The organism is Streptococcus porci DSM 23759, assembly GCF_000423765.1.
Classification (GTDB): Bacteria; Bacillota; Bacilli; order Lactobacillales; family Streptococcaceae; genus Streptococcus; species Streptococcus porci.
On sequence record NZ_AUIP01000009.1, the window covers coordinates 65,557 to 85,390 of the forward strand.

The window sequence follows — 19,834 nt, forward strand, 5'->3', positions numbered from 1 at the left end:
GATAAGAGGAAATTAAACGCTTATTTCCCTGTTTTTGACGATTAGAATGACCCCAAGGAGCTTCACCATGCAAAACGTTTTTAATTATGAAAAAGTCGGTCAAAAAGGAAGAATCGAGCAGTTTGTCCTTCTATCGACTTCACCTCGAAGGAGGGACCTTCTGGCCTTTTTAAACCCTGCTCTTTCATCGGTAGAAGTGGATGAGAGGGCCTTGGAAGAGCACTTTATGGAGGTTTTTAAGGAGGATGATTTTTTGACGCGGGCTGCCAAGGTCTGCTGTGAAATCACCAAGGCCAAGTCCGACATGGAGCTGGAAGCTGATACCCTCTATATTTCAGCGGATACTATGGTCATTTCGGATGGAAAAATTTTCAACAAACCGGTAGATCTGCAGGAAGCCAGGCAGATGCTCTATTCCTATTTTGGCAAGAGCCATGATGTGGTGACGGCTGTTTGCTTACGGATGCAAGGCTATCTGGAAGTCTTCTACACAGTGGCTAGGATAGAATTTGCCCCTTTTTACCCAGAACTGGAACAGGTGGTGGAGGACTATCTGACCATCAAGCAGCCCCTGGATAAGGCCGGTGCTTATGGTTTTCAAGAACTGGACCCCCGCCTCATCAAGTCTGTAACGGGCGATATCCACACCATCATCGGGCTCCCCGTAGCAGAAGTCTCAGAGAGAATCTTTAAGACAGACCAATAAAAGCTTGCGACTTGCAAGCTTTTATTCGTTTAAGTTCAAACGGCTATAGAGGAAGGCCAGACCGGACATCAGGAGTATGGCCAAACCAAGGACGGCAAATGTTAGAATATGGATGGAGAAAGGCAGGGCCGTCATCAGACTTGTGGCCAAGGGCATAAAGATGACTGCCACTGTGAAAATGGAACTGAAAACCCGACCCAAAAGTTCATTGGGAACCTTTTTTTGCACCATGGAAAAGAAATGGATATTAAAAATGGTCAGGAAAAACTCAAAAATCAGATTGCCTGATGAGATGATGACCGCTGGTAAGCCAAACATGGCTAGTGGTGTTATGAGGGCCAGACCCATTCCGCTCAAAGCCAGCGAGAGGAGGAGATTGGTATGAGAATTTTGGAAGAGCTTCTTGGCAAGCAGAGCCCCTAAAATCGAACCCACAGCCCCCATGGACAGGAGGGTGGCATAGCTACTGCTATCGGAAAACAAGTGATTGCTAAAGGGAACTAAGTAATTGTAGGCTGCGATAAAGAAGTTGACAAGGGCTGCTACAACCAACAAGAAAAAGACTTCTTTCTCATGAAAGATGAACAAGAGGCCTTCCCGAATATCTCTCAAAATAGCCCCGACACTGGCCGCTTCCCTGGGTTCTTCCACATGTTTTTCTTTATGTCGAATGGAAAAGAGAAGGGCAAAAGAGAGAAAGAAGGTCAGGCTATCCAGGAGCAGGGTCGGTTTGAGACCAAAACGGTTCACAAAAAGAAAGGCAAGAAGGGGAGAGGAAATGCTGATGATTTGGGAGATGACTTCCAGCTTGGCATTGAAATCAACCAGACGGTCTTTTTCGACCAAGGTCACCACATAGGAGCGAAAAGAGGTTCCAGAAAAGGCATGGGAAATGGCCAGAATAGCATTGACACTGATGAGGCCATAAAGCATGATGTGGTCCGTTCCAATCAAGGCCAGAAGCAGGCACATGAGACCACCCACGAAGTCTGTTATCAGCAGAATCTTTCTTCGCTTGAAACGGTCAGCAACCGCTCCGCCAATAGGATTCAAAAACAAGGAAATCAGATTTTCAGCCAGTTGATAGTAGCCAAGGTAGCGTTGGGCAATGGGGCCAAGACTGACAATCCAGCTGCTATTTCCATAATCATAGACGACATTACCGATTTTATTGACCGCTCGGCTAGCTAGTAATTTGAGCTCATTTTTCTTCATAAAAACCTCCAAAAACTTTGTGCTTCTCAGTCTACACTAGCATCTTGGAGGTCGGAAAAATTTTGCAGATATGCCTTTATTTTACAAATTTTTCAAAATCAGTCTTGAAATTTTGGGCAATATGGGGAGAATCGAGCCATTCGCAGATTTGGATGGCATTCTTCATATCTTCAATGCCGTCTAAAACTTGACCAGATTTGTAGGCTTGCAGGCCCTTGAGAAAGAGAAAAATGGTCTTTTCATAGAGTTTCGTCTCGTTTTTAATCAGTTTTTGGACTTCTTGCTGGTAAAAGTTGGCGATGTCAAGGGCATCACGGTGCAGGCAGGTTTCCCAGATATTGAGCATGGTCATGAGGACTAGGTGACGATGGGTGGCGATTTCTTTGTAGAAGTGCCTGCGTTTTAGAATTTCTTGTCCCATCAGATGTAGGAGGGGAATATCGATGAAGAGATAGAGATTGCCGATTAGAACTAACTCATAGATGTTCCAATTTTCCGTAGCAAAAAGGTAGTCGGTTACCAGGTCCAAATTTTCTTTTGGGAAGGGGATGGAGTCATCGCATTTGCAAATAAAACCGTGCAATAAAATGCTGTTGAGTTGGTGCCGTTGGCGGTCAGGATGCTCTCTGAATTTCTCCATTTCTGCAGTCTGCATCTGACGAAAGCCCTCAATATTCCGGCGATATTCCAAGTCAATCAGTTGGCTCATAAAACGAATCTGGTCCGAGTGCTGGTAGCCAGAGAGGGCATCCATAAATTCCTTGACTTCAACATGGATATTTTCCAAGGCTGCCAAAAATTTAGAAACAGATAGTTCAGATTCGCCCCGTTCAAAGCGAGATAACTGGGATAGGGAGACGCGATGATCGGCGACTTGCTTGAGAGGAATATGGCGATTATTTCGCAATTCTTTAAAGGTTTGACCAAGTTCTTTAGGATTCATAAGAAGATTATAGCATAGGTAGCACCTGAGAGAAATATTTCCCATATACGAGAACTGTATCTGGTGAAAATGTCGCTCTCCTGTCACCATTCCAAACTGAAATATGCTATAATAGTTTCAAATCTGTTTTTTTGAAAGTGAGCAAAATGGACGCAAAAATAAAATACAAGGCTAAAAAGATTAAGGCCATTTTTTTTGATATTGATGACACATTACGTGTCAAAGACACGGGTTATATGCCAGAAAGTATCAAGGCTGTTTTTGATGGACTTAAAAAGAAGGGCATTCTGACTGGGATTGCGACTGGACGAGGTATATACGGTGTTGTTCCTGAAATTCGTGAGCTGAAGCCTGATTACTTTGTCACGATCAATGGTTCCTATGTGCTGAATGGCAAGGGCCAAGAAATCTTTAGTCAACCTTTGTCAAAAGAAGTCACGTCACGTTTTGTGGATTGGTGTCGTGAAATTGGGATTGCCTACGGATTTGCAGGCAAGGACAAGCCCGTAGTTTCAGAACGTAGCCAGCTCATTGATGAGGCGATGGTACCCGTTTATGGCGTCTGCGATGTGGCACCAGATTTTCATTTGACGCATGATGTTTATCACATGTGGACTTTTGCCAAAAACAATGCAGAGCTGGTCTTGCCAGATGATTTGGCAGAGCATGTTCGCCCAGTTATTTGGCATGAGCACTCATCAGACGTGGTAGACCTAGAAACCTCGAAAGCTTCTGGCCTTGCAAAAGTTCTCGAGAAAGAAAGATTAGTACCAGCTAACGCCATGATGTTTGGTGATGGGCCAAATGATATGGAAATTTTTGACTACGTTGGCCTCAAAATTGCCATGGGAAATGCAGTCTCAGAACTGAAAGAAAAAGCAGATTATATTACAGACACAGTAGAAGAAAATGGCATTTTCAATGCCTTGGAGAAATTAGGAATGGTAGAAAAAGAACTCAACTTCCCACAACTTGACTTGGAAAATACTCAAGGTCCAGTTGCAACAATCAAGACAAATCACGGTGATTTGGTCATCAAACTTTTTCCAGAACAAGCACCCCTGACCGTTAAAAACTTTGTAGACTTGGCGACATCTGGTTACTATGACGGTATTATTTTCCACCGAATCATCAAAGATTTCATGATTCAGGGTGGCGACCCAACTGGTACTGGTATGGGCGGAGAATCTGTTTATGGCGGTAGCTTCCAAGACGAATTTTCGGAGGAACTTTATAATATTCGCGGAGCTTTGTCCATGGCAAATGCTGGGCCTAATACCAACGGCAGCCAGTTCTTCATCGTCCAGAACCAAAACTTACCTTATAGCAAGAAAGAAATTGCCCGTGGAGGCTGGCCAGAGCCTATTGCTGAAGTCTATGCGGAAAAAGGAGGGACACCGCACCTTGATCGTCGTCACACGGTCTTTGGACAGCTCGTGGATGATGCCTCTTATGCCGTACTTGACGCTATCGCAGCAGTTGAGACAGATTATTCAGACAAGCCAAAAGAAGACGTGGTTATCGAGACCATCGAGGTTGTGGACTAATGAAAATTGGGCAAAAATACGAAGGTACGGTTTCAGGTTTAAAACCTTATGGTGCCTTTGTAGATTTGGATAATGGTATTAAAGGACTAATTCACATCTCAGAAATCAAGACAGGGTATGTGGATAGTGTTTATAATGTCTTTAAAATAGGTGAACGTGTGCAGGTTCAGGTCATTGATTACGATGAGTTTAGTGGTAAAGCTTCCCTATCTATGCGCAGTCTTGAAGAGGAAAAACACCACTTTCCCCAACGTCACCGTTTTTCAAATAGTCGACTGAGAATTGGATTCAAACCGCTAGCGGAAAACCTACCAGAATGGATTGATGAGAGCTTGACCTTTTTACGGGAAAGAGAAAAATAATTCAAAAATGACTTCAAGCATAAAACTTGAAGTCATTTTCTGATACATTCATTTAGTCTAGGTCGTATAAGGCTGTTGATAGGTATCGTTCTCCGTTGTCAGGAAGGATGGCTAGTACCTTTTTACCAGCGCCTAGTTCTTTGGCTTTTTCAATAGCGGCATAGATGGCTGCGCCTGAAGAAATGCCTACGAGGAAGCCTTCTTTAGCACCAATTGCTCGTCCAGTTGCTAAGGCATTTTCAGAAGTTACACGAATAATACCGTCATAGGCTGCTGTGTCAAGCGTATCTGGAACAAATCCAGCTGAGATACCTTGAATTTTATGTGGGCCTGGTTTCTCGCCTGAAAGCACAGCAGATTCATCAGCCTCAACAGCAAATACTTGAACATGAGGATTGACTGCTTTGAGGGTGTGAGACACACCAGAGACGGTTCCACCAGTTCCTACCCCTGATATGAAGGCATCAAGCCCCTCATTACCAAACGCTTCGAGGATTTCACGTCCTGTTGTGCTTTCGTGAATTGCAGGGTTTGCAGGGTTAGAAAATTGCAGTGGCACAAATCCATTTCGCTCTTCAGCGATTTCATGCGCTTTAGCGATAGCACCTTTCATACCTTCGCTACCTGGGGTCAGAACAAGCTCCGCCCCGTAGGCTTGAATAATCTTACGACGCTCGATAGACATGGTGTCAGGCATGACAATAACAACTTTGTAGCCTTTGGCAGCACCGACCCAAGCCAGACCAATCCCTGTATTACCAGAAGTTGGCTCAACAATGGTGTCCCCAGCTTTGATTTTGCCATCTTTTTCTGCCTGCTCAATCATAGCCAGAGCGATACGGTCTTTGACCGAAGAACCTGGGTTAAAAGCTTCCAGTTTGACATAAACCTCAGCCGCCCCCTCGGGCACGATATTATTAAGCTTGACGATAGGCGTTTGCCCGACCAATTCAGTAATGTTATTGTAAATCTTAGTCATAAAGAGTACCTCGCTTTTCTGCTTTCTAGTATAAGGGGAAAAGCTGGCGCTGTAAAATACTGATTTTTTATAATCATGATAGAGATTTTTTATCACATGCGAAAACGATAGAAGGTATCGTCAACCTCAAGCAAGGGAAAATCATCTGGGAGGTCAATCTTGTTGATTTTTTCAAAGCCGTAGTTTTGGTAAAAATGCTGGGCAGAGACAAAGACTTGTGTGGTTCCAAGGAAAATTTCCCTGAAACCTTTTTGTTCACAAGCAGTCACTAGCTGATTAACTAAGAGGCGCCCCAAACCATGTTTACGGTAGTCTTCTCTGACAAACATTTTCTTGAGAGCAGCTTTGCCATTTTCCAAAGCAATGAGACCGATACAACCAAGTATCTGACCATCCTTGACTGCTAGCCAAAATCCAGCATAGTGCTCTGCAATATGGAGCAGGTCGGGCTGTTCTTCCAAGGTAATAGCGATTGCAAATTCCTTTTGCTGGATGCCTAAAATCAACTGAATGAGTTGGTCCTGATACGTGGAATGATAAGGAATAATCTCCATAGTGCCTCCTAAAATTGTATTTATCCATCTTACCCCCAAAAATAGCTTTAAACAAGCACTTATAGAGGGACTTCCACCACTTGCTTACCTGATTTTTGACAGGCGACCTTGCCAGCGTAAAACTCAGTCAAATCAGCGATGGTCGTCTCAACCTTGTCCTTATCCACATAGACATGAGTGATGACCTCAGTTCCAAATTGTGTGTCAAATTCCTGAAGTTGCTTATCTTCTAAAAAGTTAGCAAAGGTCTGGTATTGGGAATAGCTGAGCTGGATTTGGATCCCGTTTAATTCCTTAATTTCAACGGTGCCAATCTCATCTAGAGCATGAGCAACTGAGCCAGCGTAAGCTCGAATCAGACCTCCTGCTCCCAGTTTAATCCCGCCAAAGTAGCGAGTAACAACGGCAACGACATTGGTTAGCTCCCTTTTTTCTAAAACGGTCAGCATGGGAATACCAGCCGTACCAGAAGGCTCACCATCGTCTGAGGAACGTTTGACTTGCCCGTCTTCACCAATAATCATGGCAGAACAGGAATGATTAGCCTTGTAGTGCTCTTTCTTAATCTGTGCGATATAATTGCGAGCTTCTTCCTCGGTCTCAACACGTTTGAGATGGCAGATGAAGCGAGATTTTTTGATGTCTTCTTCGACGATACCGTTCGCGGCAATGGTTTTGTAGTTTTTCATATCAGAATTTTACCATATTTTCAGCCAAATCCGAATAGTCAGGTATGGAAGATTTTTATGGACGGTTGTTTGTGTCTAGTCAGTTGACCACAACAGAAAAAAGTGGTGCCAAGACTATGCCAGCCATGACAGAGAGAAAAGGTAAACTGATGTGTAATCGTTGCGGCAGTCAGATTTTAGAAGATTGGTGTCTGCCTAAAGGCGATTTTTATTGCCGAGAATGTCTGATTTTAGGGAGAAATAGGCAGAGCGCCCCACTTTATTATTTCCCGGTTCAACCTTTTCCAAAAGAAAATTATTTGACCTGGCAAGGACAGTTGACAACTTATCAAAAGGAAGTGTCTGATGGCATGCGCCAAGCTGTGAGGAACAGGGAGAATATCCTCATTCATGCTGTGACAGGAGCCGGAAAGACAGAGATGATTTATCAGACGGTAGCTGATGTCTTGTCACAAGGAGGGCAAGTCTGTCTTGCTAGTCCCCGGATTGACGTCTGTTTAGAGCTGTATAAGCGCCTGACTCGTGATTTTTCCTGTCCCATCGCCCTTTTACACGGGGAGAGTCAGCCCTATTTTCGAGCGCCTCTGATTATCGCGACCACCCATCAGCTTTTGAAATTCCACCATGCTTTTGACCTGCTGATTATTGATGAGGTGGATGCCTTTCCTTTTGTGGATAATGCAATGCTTTATCACGGTCTTAATCAAGCCCTGAAAACAGACGGTGTCAAAGTTTTTTTGACGGCCACATCTACCGATACTCTAGACAAAGAGGTGCGTCAGGGACAACTCAAAAAACTTGATTTAGCCCGACGCTTCCATGCTAATCCTTTGGTGGTACCCAAGATGGTTTGGTTGGGAAAACTTTTGGCAAATTTGCAGAAAGGTAAGCTTCCAAGTAAGTTAATCACCTGTCTCAGGAAACAGCGAGAAACAGGATATCCTCTCCTGATATTTTTTCCGCACATTGAGATTGGGCGGAAATTTAGCCAGATTTTAGCTCAGCATTTTCCGACGGAGCAAATCGGTTTTGTTGCTTCAACCACGGAAAATCGTCTGGACTTGGTTCAGGATTTTCGGGATAAAAAGCTGAGCATCTTGGTATCAACGACTATCTTGGAGCGGGGGGTGACCTTTCCCTGTGTGGACGTTTTTGTTCTCTGGAGCAATCACAAACTCTACACGCGGTCCTCTTTGGTACAAATCGGTGGGCGCGTGGGTCGAGCTATGGAGAGACCGACTGGTGAGCTTATCTTTTTCCACGATGGGATTAGTCGTGATATGACAAAAGCAATTGCAGAAATTCATGCTATGAATAAAAAAGGAGGCTTTGCATGACTTGTTTACTTTGCGCGGTTGAAAACAGCAAGGCCCCAGCCTTTCATCAGCTTTTTACCATTGCTCCCTCAAGTAATCAGATGTGTTCTGCTTGCTTAGCCACTTTTGAAAAAATAGCCGAGCTTCACTGCCCCTCCTGCTATAAAGTTGGTGACAATCAGGTCTGCCAAGACTGTCTTTACTGGCAAAATCAAGACAAGATGGTCAGTCATCAAGCGATTTTCCGTTATAATGAAGCCATGAAAGATTATTTTAGTCGCTATAAATTTCAAGGGGATTATTTACTGAGAAAAGTTTTCATAGCGGACATTAAAGAGGCATTAAAATCCTACAAAGACTATACGATAGTGCCGATTCCTTTGAGTGAGAATAGAGAAGAGGAGCGAGGTTTTAATCAAGTGACGGGATTTTTAGAGGCGGCTGGCATTAAATACAAATCTTTATTGACAAAATCAGAAAGTCAAAAACAGTCGGAAAAAACACGAGAGGAGCGTTTGAAGTCGCAAAACCACTTTACTTTAAGATTTGATAAAGGTCTGCCTGATAACATTCTTCTGGTAGACGACATTTATACAACTGGAGCAACTTTGCAAATGGCTGCTCAGGTCTTTTATGAAAAAGGTGTGAAAGAAATTAAAACATTTTCACTGGCTCGTTAAAAAGTCTTGCAATTTTGCTTAAAAAGGGTATAATAAAAGTGTAATAAGAAAGCGCTTTTAAAAAAGCGAGAAAAGAGGTATCTCTATGATTAGATTTAGTATCCGTGGTGAAAATATTGAAGTAACCGACGCTATCCGTGATTATGTAGAAAATAAGATCAGTAAGATTGAGAAATACTTCCATGAAGACCAAGAGCTCAATGCACGTGTCAATTTAAAAGTATATCGTGAAAAGACTGCAAAAGTTGAAGTGACGATTCCGATTGGTTCTGTAACTCTTCGTGCTGAAGACGTGTCACAAGATATGTATGGTTCTATCGACCTTGTTGCAGATAAAATTGAACGTCAAATCCGTCGAAACAAGACAAAAATTGCTAAAAAACACCGTGAAAAAGTTGCGACAGGTCAAGTTTTCACCAGCGAATTTGAAGCTGAATCAATCGAAGAAGCACCTGCAGTTACGGTGGTTCGTACCAAACATGTTGACTTAAAACCAATGGATTTGGAAGAAGCTCTGCTTCAGATGGATCTTTTGGGACACGATTTCTTTATCTATACTGATGCTGAAGATAACGTGACTAATGTTCTCTACCGCCGTGAAGACGGTGAGTTGGGGCTTATCGAAGCAAAATAGGCAAATGGTGAAGGCTGGCTTGGTTCAGCCTTCGTTTTCTTATGCAGAGGGATAACCAGAAATAAAGTAGAATTGTCCTTGCAAGGGCGGAAAATAGGTATATTGGAAACAGAGAACAATGCTAGGCGGCGACTTGATTTTTTCTCACAAAGGCAGTAGCTTTCAATCAAATTTCCCTGACTTTTGACTTGCCAGCGTCAGCTCTTTTTGCTAAAATATTAAGAGTGTGTAATGGACACACGAAAATTACGGCTAATCCGCTGGGACGATAGACTGCTCTTAAGATTAGTAAGATAGGAGAAAAATAAATGAATCCATTAATTCAAAGCTTGACTGAAGGTCAACTTCGTACTGATATCCCATCATTCCGTCCTGGTGACACTGTCCGCGTTCACGCGAAAGTTGTCGAAGGAAACCGCGAACGTATCCAGATCTTTGAGGGTGTTGTTATCTCACGTAAAGGTCAAGGGATTTCAGAAATGTACACAGTTCGTAAAATCTCTAGTGGTATCGGGGTAGAGCGTACGTTCCCACTCCACACACCGCGTGTTGACAAAATTGAAGTCGTACGTTACGGTAAAGTCCGTCGTGCGAAACTTTACTACTTGCGTGCTCTTCAAGGTAAGGCAGCACGTATCAAAGAGATCCGTCGCTAATAGTCTCGTTAGATGGGCTGATACAGCATAACATTCGCCATGATGTATTTCAAACATCTATGTTTTCCTGCCTAGCCTCAGCTCGTTTTCTTCGAGAATATAGCACTGATTTTGAAATCTGCCTTTGGCAGATTTTTTACTAGCTCTCTTAGTTAAATGGATATAACAAATTCCTCCTAAGAATTAGTTGCAGGTTCGATTCCTGCAGGGGGCAAAAGATTGAAAAGGCTGAGACAAAAGTCCTAGCCTTTTAACATGATTGCAGATAGACACTTTGGCGAAGTGGTTGATAGGAAAATCTCATCTCTTGCTACACAATGGATAATGACCTTCCTAATCAACTGTTCGGAGGTGGGCGGCAAAATCGAAATCGGTAAAAATGCCGATTTACTGATCGTTATCCCGCTCTCTTTTCTTGTATCAGGAGGTGATTTGGTTGACTTTAGAAGATAGGGTCTTTGCCCAGAAGCAGGTTCTTTTTGAGCGCCTGCCTTCCTACGGTTTTACTTTTGATGGGGAAAATTACCGATACAGCGAAGCTTTCTTGGATGGAGCCTTTAAGGCTCAGATTTTGGTATCAAAAGCAGGGCAGGTATCAGGCCGTGTACTTGATTTGGACCTGGAGGAGGAGTATTTGGCTCTACGCATTAAAGGGGCATCAGGCTCCTTTATCGGTCAGGTTCGAGAAGCTTACCTTGAGGTCTTAAACAGAATAGCAGAGTCTTGTTTTGAAGCTCAGCCCTTTATTCAAGAGCAAACCAATCGTCTTGCTCGTTATTTGACCCTAACCTATGGTGATCAGACAGATAATCCCTTTAGTAAATTTCCTAATTTTACGGCCTTTCGCCACCCTGATAATCAGAAATGGTACGGTCTAGTAGGGGCTGTTGAGCGCTCAAAATTGCAGCTAAATAATGAAAAGTGGTCAATTGATCAGTTAAAGGAAATTGTGGAAGTAATCAATATTAAGGTGAATCCCAATGATATGCCTAATCTCCTTGCAAAACCTTCCATTTATCCAGCCTATCACATGTCTAAGAAATCTTGGTTGACCATTGTTCTTGACGGTAGATTGTCAGATGAAGAACTTTTTGAATTGGTAAGAACAAGTCGTCAATTGGTGGCCCCAAAAACGGTTTCTAATCCAGATGGACCAGATTATTGGATTCTCCCTGCCAATATGAAAAATTACGATATTGACAAAGACTTTGCGGCTAGTCCTCAGGTGCTCTGGCCGAAGAAAAAGTCCATTAAGAAGGGTGATCTCCTATTAATTTATATCACGGCTCCGACCAAAGCGGTGCGTTACATTTGTCGAGTGACAGAAGTTGATGTGGTGGATAGAGGAGAAAACATGATGAAGGTACAGCTGTTGAAGCAGCTCAGTGACTCAGAATTATCACGAGACCGTCTTGGTGAACTTGGTGTCACAAATATCCGTGGTCCACGTCGTTTGACAGCGTCAGCTATTTCCTACATTGAAAAAAAACTTATTTTGTAAAAAAAATACAATAAGGTCTTTTTTTTTTAACAGAAAGAGGGTATAATAGTCCCATTATTTTATAAAAAGAAGCGGGGTATTCAGATGAAAAAGAGTTTTATCCATCAGCAGGAAGAAATTTCCTTTGTTAAAAACACCTTTACCCAATATTTGAAAGATAAGCTTGAAATTGTTGAGGTACAGGGACCTATTTTAAGCCAAGTTGGTGATGGTATGCAGGATAATCTATCTGGAGTTGAAAACCCGGTATCTGTTAAGGTCAAACTCATTCCTGAGCATACCTTTGAAGTGGTGCATTCCCTTGCGAAATGGAAACGTCACACTTTGGCACGTTTTGGTTTTAATGAAGGAGAAGGGTTATTTGTACACATGAAAGCCCTGCGTCCGGACGAAGATTCCCTTGATCCTACGCACTCTGTTTATGTAGATCAGTGGGACTGGGAAAAAGTTATTCCTGATGGGCAACGCAATATTGCTTACTTAAAAAAGACGGTAGAGAAGGTCTATAAGGCCATTCGCCTAACTGAGCTAGCGGTAGAAGCTCGATATGATATTGATTCTATTCTACCGAAACAAATCACTTTTATTCATACGGAAGAATTGGTGGAGCGCTACCCAGATTTAACGCCAAAAGAGAGAGAGAATGCTATCTGTAAAGAATATGGCTCTGTTTTCTTAATTGGAATCGGAGGTATCTTACCAGATGGGAAACCCCACGATGGTCGAGCACCTGACTACGATGACTGGACAAGTCATTCTGAGCGTGGTTATAAAGGCCTCAATGGTGATATCCTTGTTTGGAACGACCAACTTGGAACAGCTTTCGAACTATCTTCTATGGGAATCCGTGTCGATGAAGATGCTTTGAAGCGTCAGGTGAAAATCACTGGCGATGAGGATCGCTTGGAACTTGAGTGGCATAAAGCTCTTCTAAACGGACTTTTCCCTCTGACCATCGGTGGTGGTATTGGTCAATCACGTCTAGTTATGTTTTTACTTCGTAAAAGCCACATTGGTGAAGTACAGTCCAGCGTTTGGCCACAGGATGTTCGAGAAAATTATGAAAATATTCTATAAAATCAGCCGAGAGGCTGATTTTTTGATTGACAAAAAACGCTAGCGCAGGCTAGCGTTTACTTGATTATTTGAAAGAATCTGCCCATTCTCCACCACGGAAGATTGGAACGATTTGACCGTCAGCGGTGATGCCGTCAACATCCATGTGTTCAGAACCAATCATGAAATCAACGTGAGCTGTAGAACGGTTGAGACCGGCAGCTTCAAGTTCTTCTTGGGACATTTCTGTTCCACCTTTGATTGAGAAAGCGTAGGCTTGTCCGATGGCCAGGTGGTTTGAGGCGTTTTCGTCAAAGAGGGTGTTAAAGAAAGTCAGGCCTGATAGTGAAATTGGCGTTTTGTGTGGAACTAGTGCCACTTCACCTAGGGCGCGTGCCCCCTTGCTTTCTTCTACCAATTTTTTAATCGTTTCTTCACCTTTTTCAGCGGTCACATTGGTAATTTGACCGTCTTTGAAAGTGAATGTCATGCCTTCGATAACTGTGCCAGCGTAGCTAAGGGGTTTTGTTGATGACACGTAACCATCGGCACGGCGAAAATCTGGTGCGGTGAAAACTTCCTCTGTTGGCATGTTAGCGATAAATTCCTCGCCTTGTGCATTGACTGAACCAGCAGCTTCCCAAAGGTGATTTTTTGGCATGCCGAGCGTAAGATCAGTTCCTGGAGCTGTGTAATGCAGGGCATCAAATTGGTACTTGTTGAGCAGTTCGGCCTTTGCCACTAAGTTTGCCTGATGTTGGTCCCATGCCTTAATTGGGTCTTCTTCGTAGACACGGTTCATTTTAAAAATAGTGTCCCATAGTGCATCAACTTGTTCTTCTTCGGTAGCTAGGTCTGGGAACACAAGAGCAGCCCATTCTTTTCCAGCAGCGGCAGCAAGGTTCCAGCTCACTTTGTTAGCTTGAGTCGCTTCGCGCTGTTTAGCAAGTGCTAGTGAGGTTGCCTGCTGTGCTTTTGACAAACGATCCTGATTGACGCCAGCGAAGACATTTGGATCTGATGAACGGATGAAGAGGCGGCTAGCCTTTTTATCTAAGAAATAATTTGATTTAGCCACCACGTAGTCGGCGACAGTTGTCACGCGATCTTCATCAGCGTGTAGAAGTTTTTCTCGAGTGATTTGGTCGTCAACAAAGTCTACAACAACTTCTGCAGCACCGTGAGCGTAGGCTGATTGAACCAAAAGTCGAGCAAATTGAGATTGTTCAACGTCCACAGTCATGGTAATGGTGTGGCCTTTTTTCACTCCAAGCCCTTTGACAATCAGCAAATCAGCATATTTTTTTAAATTTTCTTCAAAATTTGGTAATGTCATAAGATTCTCCTTTTCAAAAGTCGTTTATTAATATATCATATTAACATGAATTTCTCAATGAAAAAATCTTTCCTATTATTTGCGAAATGGTATAGTTCGTGGTAATATAGTAGGGAATTAAGCAAAAAAAGAGGAATAATCATGGCTTTTGGTGATAATGGAAATCGTAAAAAAACACCTTTTGAAATTTTAGTGCAAATTGTAGTCATCTTTATGATTTTGATTACTCTTGGCGGCGTGGTCTTTAGTGCCATCAATGTCTTGATGTAAGGTTCATAAAAAAAGTGGCAGGGCAAAAGCTCTGCTTTTTATAGATAGAAGGTAATAATAGTCAATATCTGAATGATTTATAAAGAATTATCTGATTATTGCTATTTCATAGTTAAAAGAGAAAGGAAAGAGGGGGCTTCAGTTAGGTATTATGCCAAACTGAAGTCGGGCACAATCTTCGGAAATAGATGAACCATCTTGCGTGCGAGTACATGGTCTAGGTTCTCTATCTTTCGGTCGGATTTGGACGCCCTCTGTATCATAAGTTATGTCGATGTTTTTGGATACTGCTAAGATTAGCGTGAAGGCTGGTCGTGGTGGTGATGGAATGGTGGCGTTCCGCCGTGAAAAGTATGTGCCAGATGGTGGCCCTTGGGGCGGTGACGGTGGTAAAGGTGGCTCGGTCATCTTTAAAGTTGATGAGGGGCTTCGTACCCTTATGGATTTCCGTTATAATCGTAAGTTCAAGGCGCAGGATGGAGAAAAGGGGATGACCAAGGGAATGCACGGTAAAGGTGCAAAGGACTTGATTGTCTCTGTCCCTCAGGGAACAACTGTTCGTGATGCTGAGACAGGTAAAGTTTTGACTGACTTAGTTGAAAATGGACAAGAATTTGTGGTTGCACGTGGTGGTCGCGGTGGCCGTGGCAATATTCGCTTTGCGACACCTCGGAATCCAGCTCCAGAAATCGCTGAAAATGGTGAACCAGGTGAAGAGCGCCAACTGGAATTAGAACTTAAAATCTTAGCCGATGTTGGTCTCGTTGGGTTCCCATCTGTGGGGAAATCAACTATTCTTAGTGTAGTATCAGCTGCCAAACCAAAGATTGGTGCTTATCATTTCACGACAATTGTGCCAAACCTTGGTATGGTGCGTACTAAGTCTGGTGAGAGCTTTGCTATGGCTGACCTTCCAGGATTGATTGAAGGAGCTAGTCAGGGCGTTGGACTGGGGACTCAGTTCTTGCGTCACATCGAGCGTACGCGTGTTATCTTGCATGTTATTGATATGTCAGCGAGTGAAGGACGTGACCCTTACGAAGATTATCTGCAAATCAATACCGAACTTGAAACCTACAATCTTCGTCTTATGGAGCGTTCGCAGATTATTGTTGCCAACAAGATGGATATGCCAGACGCAGAGGAAAATCTTAAGGTTTTCAAGGAGAAATTGGCGGCAGATTATGATGAGTTTGACGAGCTGCCAATGATTTTCCCAATTTCATCCTTAGCTCAACAAGGCTTGGATAATCTTTTGGAAGCTACGGCAGACTTGCTTGACAAGACGGACGAATTTCTTCTTTACACTGAAGAAGACATGCAGGACGATGAAGTTTACTACGGCTTCAATGACGATGAACGTCCATTTGAAATTACGCGTGATGACGATGCCGCTTGGGTTCTTTACGGTGAAAAATTGGAGCGTCTCTTTGTCATGACCAATATGGAACGCGATGAGTCTATCATGAAATTTGCCCGCCAGCTACGTGGTATGGGTGTTGACGAAGCACTCCGTGAACGCGGCGCTAAAGACGGCGACATCGTTCGTATCGGAAACTTTGAATTTGAGTTTGTTGATTAACTTGCTAAGAATGATGTTGCTATTAAATAGCCATCACTCTGCGCCAATTAATTGCTAGGATACTTGGCTAAACGCCTTACTAACCTTAGAAAAATGGTATAATCGGTCATTTTTTCCGTGTCTTAGTCCAATGGACTGTTTTAACTCGAGCTTAGAAACAAAGGAGTGAGGCAGGTCCAGTGGACCTTTTTAGCCCTCACTTAGACATCAGACAGTGGTACTGATGTCCGATAGCAGTTGATAGTTTAGAGATATTCTGTATCAAGGTCTTTTATTCTAAAAACGAGATAATCAGGGGTCGGAAGCCTGATTTCAGAAATCCTATACAATAGATTACTGTAATAGAAAGGATTTTAGTCATGGGTGATAAACCAATATCTTTCAAAGATAAAGATGGAAAATTCGTTTCAGCCGCAGATGTTTGGAATAAGGAGAAATTAGAAGAACTCTTTACCCTCCTAAACCCCAATCGTAAACTCCGCTTGGAACGGGAAAAATTAGCCAAAGAAAAGACAGAAGAGCAAGCCTAGTGGCCTGCTCTTTTTATAGTTGTCCCAAAGTATCTGCTGTTAAGTGATAGTTTATCTCAGTGACTTCTTCGATGAATTTTCGATCGTGTGACACGCTGATGATGGCTCCTGGAAAGTTTTGCAATAGTTTTCTAATCTCAGGTTGCGAAGTTGGTGAAAAATTTCGAGTTGGCTCATCTAAGAGAAGAACATTGGCTTTTTCGAGAACCATTTTAGCAAAGAATAGTTTGGCTTTTTGTCCGCCCGATAAGTTTCCGATAGGATGTGTGATTTCCTCTCGGGTAAATTTAAGGCTGGCCAGTAAACTTCGAACTTCTTGCTCAGTTGAGTCTTCGCTGAGAAAAGCTAGTGCGGTTATCTGAGGAGTCATACTTTCCTCATAGGTCTGAGGCATGTAGCCTAGTTTGACATCAGCTCGCGCAGACAAATGAGCATGAATTTTCTTCAGCAGAAGTGTTTTACCAATTCCGTTTTTTCCAGTAAAGACCAGTTTATCTTGGCCAAAAATGTGGAGGTCAATCACTTGACCTGTTTCTAGCACCTCGTTTTCCCAGTTAATTAAACGTTTTCTGGGAGGTAGTGGTGTGATATGGGAAAAGAAGAGGTTGATGATATCATCATTGTCAGGAATTTCAGTGAAGTTTGCTGTCTCCTTTTCATAACGTTTTTCTTGAGATTTGATATTTTTAAACTTTTTAGCTAGGAGCCTACCGGCTGAACTGTTCTTTTCATTTCTTAATTGGTGTTCAACGCTATGGTGGAGGCGATGAATTCTCGCGAGTCGATTGGCGTGTTCTTCCCTCTCCTTGTTAGCCATCTGTAATTGCTTCTCATAGGTCTCCTGGCGCCAAATTTTATAGTGATTGTAGGTTATTGGTTGGAAAGTTGCTTTGGCCTGTCTGCGCTTTTTGACGAGCTCTAGGTGTAAAATAGCTGTCGCAGTTGCTTCTAAAAACTGCTCATCATGTGAGATAAAGATGATGGTTTTCTGACTACGTCTGATAAAGGATTCGAGCCATTGGAGCGTTTCCAAGTCCAAATCATTTGAGGGTTCGTCAAGGAGTAGGAGGTCTGGCTCATAGCTGAGCAGTCTAATCAGCTGGAGTTTTAATCGTTCGCCACCAGATAGGCTTTTTAAGCTCTGCCTTTTTCCCTCAAAATCCGCCAAAGGAAAATCAAGATCTTCAGCTAATTGATAGAGGAGATTAAAGTCAAGGCGATCAAAGTCTGCTTCTTGGTAAAGAAAATCCGTTACGGTCAACTCAAGGTCTTCTTGAGGCAAGCTCTGTGGTAGATAAGCAGGTAACCTAAACTGGTTACTAATCCGTCCCTCAATAGTGGCATACGATGTGACTAAATCTGGCTGGTAGAGCACTTGCATTAGGGTTGATTTACCGGTTCCCTCTTCTCCGATAATCGCTAATTTGTCACCAGGATTGATGACGAGATTTAACTGGTCAATTAGCGTAGAGAGGTCTTTTTGATGAGTTATGGTTAGGTTTTGCAGTTGTAAAATGGGGCTTCCTCCTTCTTAGCGGTTACCACGATTATGATAGCTGCTAGCTTTCTGAGACTTAGTCGTAGGATGTAAGGGTTTATTGTGGTGAACCTCACGATTATGGGATATTTGTTTTTTATTGACGTGATTAAGGATAGTAGTATGAGTAGAAGTTGTTGACATGAGGTATTCCTTTCTAATCTTCACTTCTGGGAGGAAGATAAAAACTCCCGACCTTATCAAGTCGAGAGTTGATTATGTGTACGGAAGTTCCCCAAAAAGCATACTCCAAATGATGGAGTATGTTCAGATATTCGGAAAAAGAGCACACTAAAAAACAGAACTTGATAAGGGTTACCAAAAACTGTATCTTAGTTGCGCATGACTCTCTTCCTCCAAATATTTTTTCGAGCATAGTTTAGCACATTTCGAAAGCGATGTCAAACGATAATAAAGAAAAACCTCTCCAAGTCGGAAAGGTTTACAGGTCTTATTTTGCAGCGTTTGCGTCTTTGAGACCGTATTTTTTGTTGAATTTGTCCACGCGTCCGTCTGCTTGAGTGAATTTTTGACGACCTGTGTAGAATGGGTGTGAATCTGATGAGATTTCCACACGGATAAGTGGGTAAGTTTCACCTTCAAATTCTACAGTTTCTTTAGAGTTCTTTGTTGAACCGCTAAGGAATTGGTAACCAGTCGTTGTGTCCATGAAGACAACTGGACGGTATTCAGGATGGATATCTTTTTTCATGTTAATGGTTCCTTTCTGCCATGGTACTCTGCGCACCATAGTTATTAACTGTTATATTTTATCAAAAATGGCAGAGCTTGACAAGTTATTTAGCCAATAAATCTTTCATTTCTTGATAAATCTGATCGTTTTCTTCCAAACTATAGGAATTGGCTCCGCTGGCAAGTGGGTGCCCACCGCCCTCGTGGCGCTTGGCGATTTCATTGATGATAGCTGACTTGCTCCGCAGGCGAACGCGGAAGTAACCTTCTTCTTGTTCGACGAAGATTGCCCAGCTTTCAACGCTGTCAATCTTTCCAGGTGTACCGACGATAGCGGAGGTCTCGGCATCTGTTACATCAAAGTCTTTCAAAGTTTGTCGGGTCAAAAGGACACGCGCAGCTCCATTGTCATCAACCTCCAGATGGTCAAAAACGTAACCTTGGAGCTTAGCAATCTTCATAGGAAACGAATCCATTTTTCGAGCCATGGCTGAAAAGTCGAAGTCATACTCACGGAGGTGTGCGGCGATCTGCATGGTCTTGCTAGTAGTAGCAGGATAAAGGAAACGACCTGTATCCCCAACAATACCGTTATAGAGAACGGACGCTGCAAAATCAGAAAATTTTAGTCCAGTGGTCAAAGCCCAGTCGGTGATAATCTCGCTGGCAGATGAAGCGCTTGTATCAACATGAACAAGGTCACCGTAAACGTCGTCGTTGGGGTGATGGTCAATTTTGATAAGAAAATCTCCCATGCTGTAGCGGTCATCATCAATTCGAGGGGTGTTGGCTGTGTCAGTCACAATAACCAGTGCCCTCATATAGTCACTGTCAGAAACCTGATCCATCTCAGCAATCCAAGTAAGGGTTGGTTCATTGACGCCAACTGCGAGAACCTTTTTATCTGGAAAATTAGTGCGAATGAGTTCACGCAATCCAATTTGAGAGCCGATAGCATCGGGATCAGGACGCTGGTGACGATGGATAATGATGGTGTCGTAAGTCTTGATTTTCTCAAGAATTTGGTTGAAAGTCATAAGTACCTCAC

The 19,834-nt window shown here is 42.9% G+C and carries 23 protein-coding genes and 1 tRNA gene; 14 read left to right on the forward strand and 10 right to left on the reverse strand.

Annotated elements, in window-relative coordinates; genetic code table 11:
* Positions 1-67 precede the first annotated feature (67 nt).
* The gene (locus tag G576_RS0103995) at positions 68-706 is read left to right on the forward strand and encodes a Maf family protein (RefSeq protein WP_027973507.1); all 639 of its coding nucleotides are present in this window, start codon (positions 68-70) and stop codon (positions 704-706) included.
* 21 nt (positions 707-727) lie between these two features.
* Here the strand turns inward: G576_RS0103995 and G576_RS0104000 are convergent, their stop codons facing one another.
* Together G576_RS0104000 and G576_RS0104005 are read right to left on the reverse strand one after the other, a co-directional pair.
* A complete protein-coding gene (locus tag G576_RS0104000; protein ID WP_027973508.1) occupies positions 728-1,921 on the reverse strand; it encodes an MFS transporter in 1,194 nt (397 codons plus the stop codon).
* A 76-nt stretch (positions 1,922-1,997) separates the two neighbouring features.
* A complete protein-coding gene (locus G576_RS0104005) occupies positions 1,998-2,864 on the reverse strand; it encodes an Rgg/GadR/MutR family transcriptional regulator (protein WP_027973509.1) in 867 nt (288 codons plus the stop codon).
* A 146-nt stretch (positions 2,865-3,010) separates the two neighbouring features.
* Here G576_RS0104005 and G576_RS0104010 point away from each other — a divergent pair, with 146 nt between their 5' ends.
* The gene (locus tag G576_RS0104010; RefSeq protein WP_027973510.1) at positions 3,011-4,411 is read left to right on the forward strand and encodes a Cof-type HAD-IIB family hydrolase; all 1,401 of its coding nucleotides are present in this window, start codon (positions 3,011-3,013) and stop codon (positions 4,409-4,411) included.
* A complete protein-coding gene (locus G576_RS0104015) occupies positions 4,411-4,773 on the forward strand; it encodes a S1 RNA-binding domain-containing protein (protein WP_027973511.1) in 363 nt (120 codons plus the stop codon). The genes G576_RS0104010 and G576_RS0104015 overlap by 1 nt, the downstream gene beginning before the upstream one ends.
* A gap of 52 nt (positions 4,774-4,825) precedes the next feature.
* On the opposite strand, the gene cysK is transcribed toward G576_RS0104015, so the two are convergent.
* The 3 genes from cysK to G576_RS0104030 form a co-directional block, all read right to left on the reverse strand.
* Positions 4,826-5,752, reverse strand: a complete 927-nt coding sequence (cysK, locus tag G576_RS0104020; RefSeq protein ID WP_027973512.1) for a cysteine synthase A — start codon at positions 5,750-5,752, stop codon at positions 4,826-4,828.
* Positions 5,753-5,844: 92 nt separating this feature from the next.
* Positions 5,845-6,306 (reverse strand): GNAT family N-acetyltransferase, encoded by a 462-nt coding sequence (locus G576_RS0104025; protein WP_027973513.1) that lies wholly within the window; start codon positions 6,304-6,306, stop codon positions 5,845-5,847.
* Between the two features lie 59 nt (positions 6,307-6,365).
* Positions 6,366-6,995 (reverse strand): YigZ family protein, encoded by a 630-nt coding sequence (locus tag G576_RS0104030; RefSeq protein ID WP_027973514.1) that lies wholly within the window; start codon positions 6,993-6,995, stop codon positions 6,366-6,368.
* Positions 6,996-7,039: 44 nt separating this feature from the next.
* Here G576_RS0104030 and G576_RS0104035 point away from each other — a divergent pair, with 44 nt between their 5' ends.
* The 8 genes from G576_RS0104035 to asnA all read left to right on the forward strand — a co-directional run bounded on the left by G576_RS0104035 (position 7,040) and on the right by asnA (position 12,859).
* On the forward strand, positions 7,040-8,332 hold the full coding sequence (locus tag G576_RS0104035) for an ATP-dependent helicase ComFA (protein ID WP_027973515.1): 1,293 nt from the start codon (positions 7,040-7,042) through the stop codon (positions 8,330-8,332).
* Positions 8,329-8,991 carry a ComF family protein gene (locus G576_RS0104040; RefSeq protein ID WP_027973516.1) on the forward strand — a complete coding sequence of 221 codons (663 nt, stop codon included), beginning with the start codon at positions 8,329-8,331 and terminating at the stop codon, positions 8,989-8,991. The genes G576_RS0104035 and G576_RS0104040 overlap by 4 nt, the downstream gene beginning before the upstream one ends.
* An 85-nt stretch (positions 8,992-9,076) precedes the next feature.
* On the forward strand, positions 9,077-9,625 hold the full coding sequence (gene hpf, locus G576_RS0104045; protein WP_027973517.1) for a ribosome hibernation-promoting factor, HPF/YfiA family: 549 nt from the start codon (positions 9,077-9,079) through the stop codon (positions 9,623-9,625).
* A 308-nt stretch (positions 9,626-9,933) separates the two neighbouring features.
* Positions 9,934-10,281, forward strand: a complete 348-nt coding sequence (gene rplS / locus G576_RS0104050; protein WP_027973518.1) for a 50S ribosomal protein L19 — start codon at positions 9,934-9,936, stop codon at positions 10,279-10,281.
* 142 nt (positions 10,282-10,423) lie between these two features.
* Positions 10,424-10,495: transfer RNA gene (locus G576_RS0104055), tRNA-Arg, on the forward strand.
* 41 nt (positions 10,496-10,536) lie between these two features.
* The gene (locus G576_RS0104060) at positions 10,537-10,734 is read left to right on the forward strand and encodes a hypothetical protein (protein ID WP_027973519.1); all 198 of its coding nucleotides are present in this window, start codon (positions 10,537-10,539) and stop codon (positions 10,732-10,734) included.
* Positions 10,718-11,782 carry an MmcQ/YjbR family DNA-binding protein gene (locus tag G576_RS0104065; RefSeq protein ID WP_027973520.1) on the forward strand — a complete coding sequence of 355 codons (1,065 nt, stop codon included), beginning with the start codon at positions 10,718-10,720 and terminating at the stop codon, positions 11,780-11,782. The genes G576_RS0104060 and G576_RS0104065 overlap by 17 nt, the downstream gene beginning before the upstream one ends.
* Before the next feature lie 84 nt (positions 11,783-11,866).
* On the forward strand, positions 11,867-12,859 hold the full coding sequence (gene asnA / locus G576_RS0104070) for an aspartate--ammonia ligase (RefSeq protein WP_027973521.1): 993 nt from the start codon (positions 11,867-11,869) through the stop codon (positions 12,857-12,859).
* Positions 12,860-12,923: 64 nt separating this feature from the next.
* Here asnA and G576_RS0104075 read toward each other — a convergent pair whose 3' ends face one another.
* Positions 12,924-14,174, reverse strand: a complete 1,251-nt coding sequence (locus G576_RS0104075; protein ID WP_027973522.1) for an aminopeptidase — start codon at positions 14,172-14,174, stop codon at positions 12,924-12,926.
* 141 nt (positions 14,175-14,315) lie between these two features.
* Here G576_RS0104075 and G576_RS13180 point away from each other — a divergent pair, with 141 nt between their 5' ends.
* The 3 genes from G576_RS13180 (at position 14,316) to G576_RS13520 (ending at position 16,556) form a co-directional block, all read left to right on the forward strand.
* A complete protein-coding gene (locus G576_RS13180; protein ID WP_083959937.1) occupies positions 14,316-14,444 on the forward strand; it encodes a DUF4044 domain-containing protein in 129 nt (42 codons plus the stop codon).
* A 268-nt stretch (positions 14,445-14,712) separates the two neighbouring features.
* Positions 14,713-16,026: a GTPase ObgE gene (gene obgE / locus G576_RS0104085; protein ID WP_027973523.1), complete on the forward strand. Its 1,314-nt coding sequence runs from the start codon at positions 14,713-14,715 to the stop codon at positions 16,024-16,026.
* A 359-nt stretch (positions 16,027-16,385) separates the two neighbouring features.
* Positions 16,386-16,556 carry a hypothetical protein gene (locus tag G576_RS13520; RefSeq protein ID WP_027973524.1) on the forward strand — a complete coding sequence of 57 codons (171 nt, stop codon included), beginning with the start codon at positions 16,386-16,388 and terminating at the stop codon, positions 16,554-16,556.
* Positions 16,557-16,569: 13 nt separating this feature from the next.
* Here the strand turns inward: G576_RS13520 and G576_RS0104095 are convergent, their stop codons facing one another.
* The 4 genes from G576_RS0104095 to G576_RS0104105 form a co-directional block, all read right to left on the reverse strand.
* Entirely contained in the window at positions 16,570-18,072 is a 1,503-nt protein-coding gene (locus G576_RS0104095; protein WP_027973525.1) for an ATP-binding cassette domain-containing protein, read from the reverse strand.
* A gap of 15 nt (positions 18,073-18,087) precedes the next feature.
* Positions 18,088-18,237, reverse strand: coding sequence for a hypothetical protein (locus tag G576_RS13525; RefSeq protein ID WP_156875106.1), 150 nt, complete (start codon positions 18,235-18,237; stop codon positions 18,088-18,090).
* A gap of 307 nt (positions 18,238-18,544) precedes the next feature.
* Positions 18,545-18,805, reverse strand: a complete 261-nt coding sequence (locus G576_RS0104100; protein WP_027973526.1) for a type B 50S ribosomal protein L31 — start codon at positions 18,803-18,805, stop codon at positions 18,545-18,547.
* 85 nt (positions 18,806-18,890) lie between these two features.
* The gene (locus G576_RS0104105; protein WP_037618420.1) at positions 18,891-19,823 is read right to left on the reverse strand and encodes a DHH family phosphoesterase; all 933 of its coding nucleotides are present in this window, start codon (positions 19,821-19,823) and stop codon (positions 18,891-18,893) included.
* Positions 19,824-19,834 lie beyond the last annotated feature (11 nt).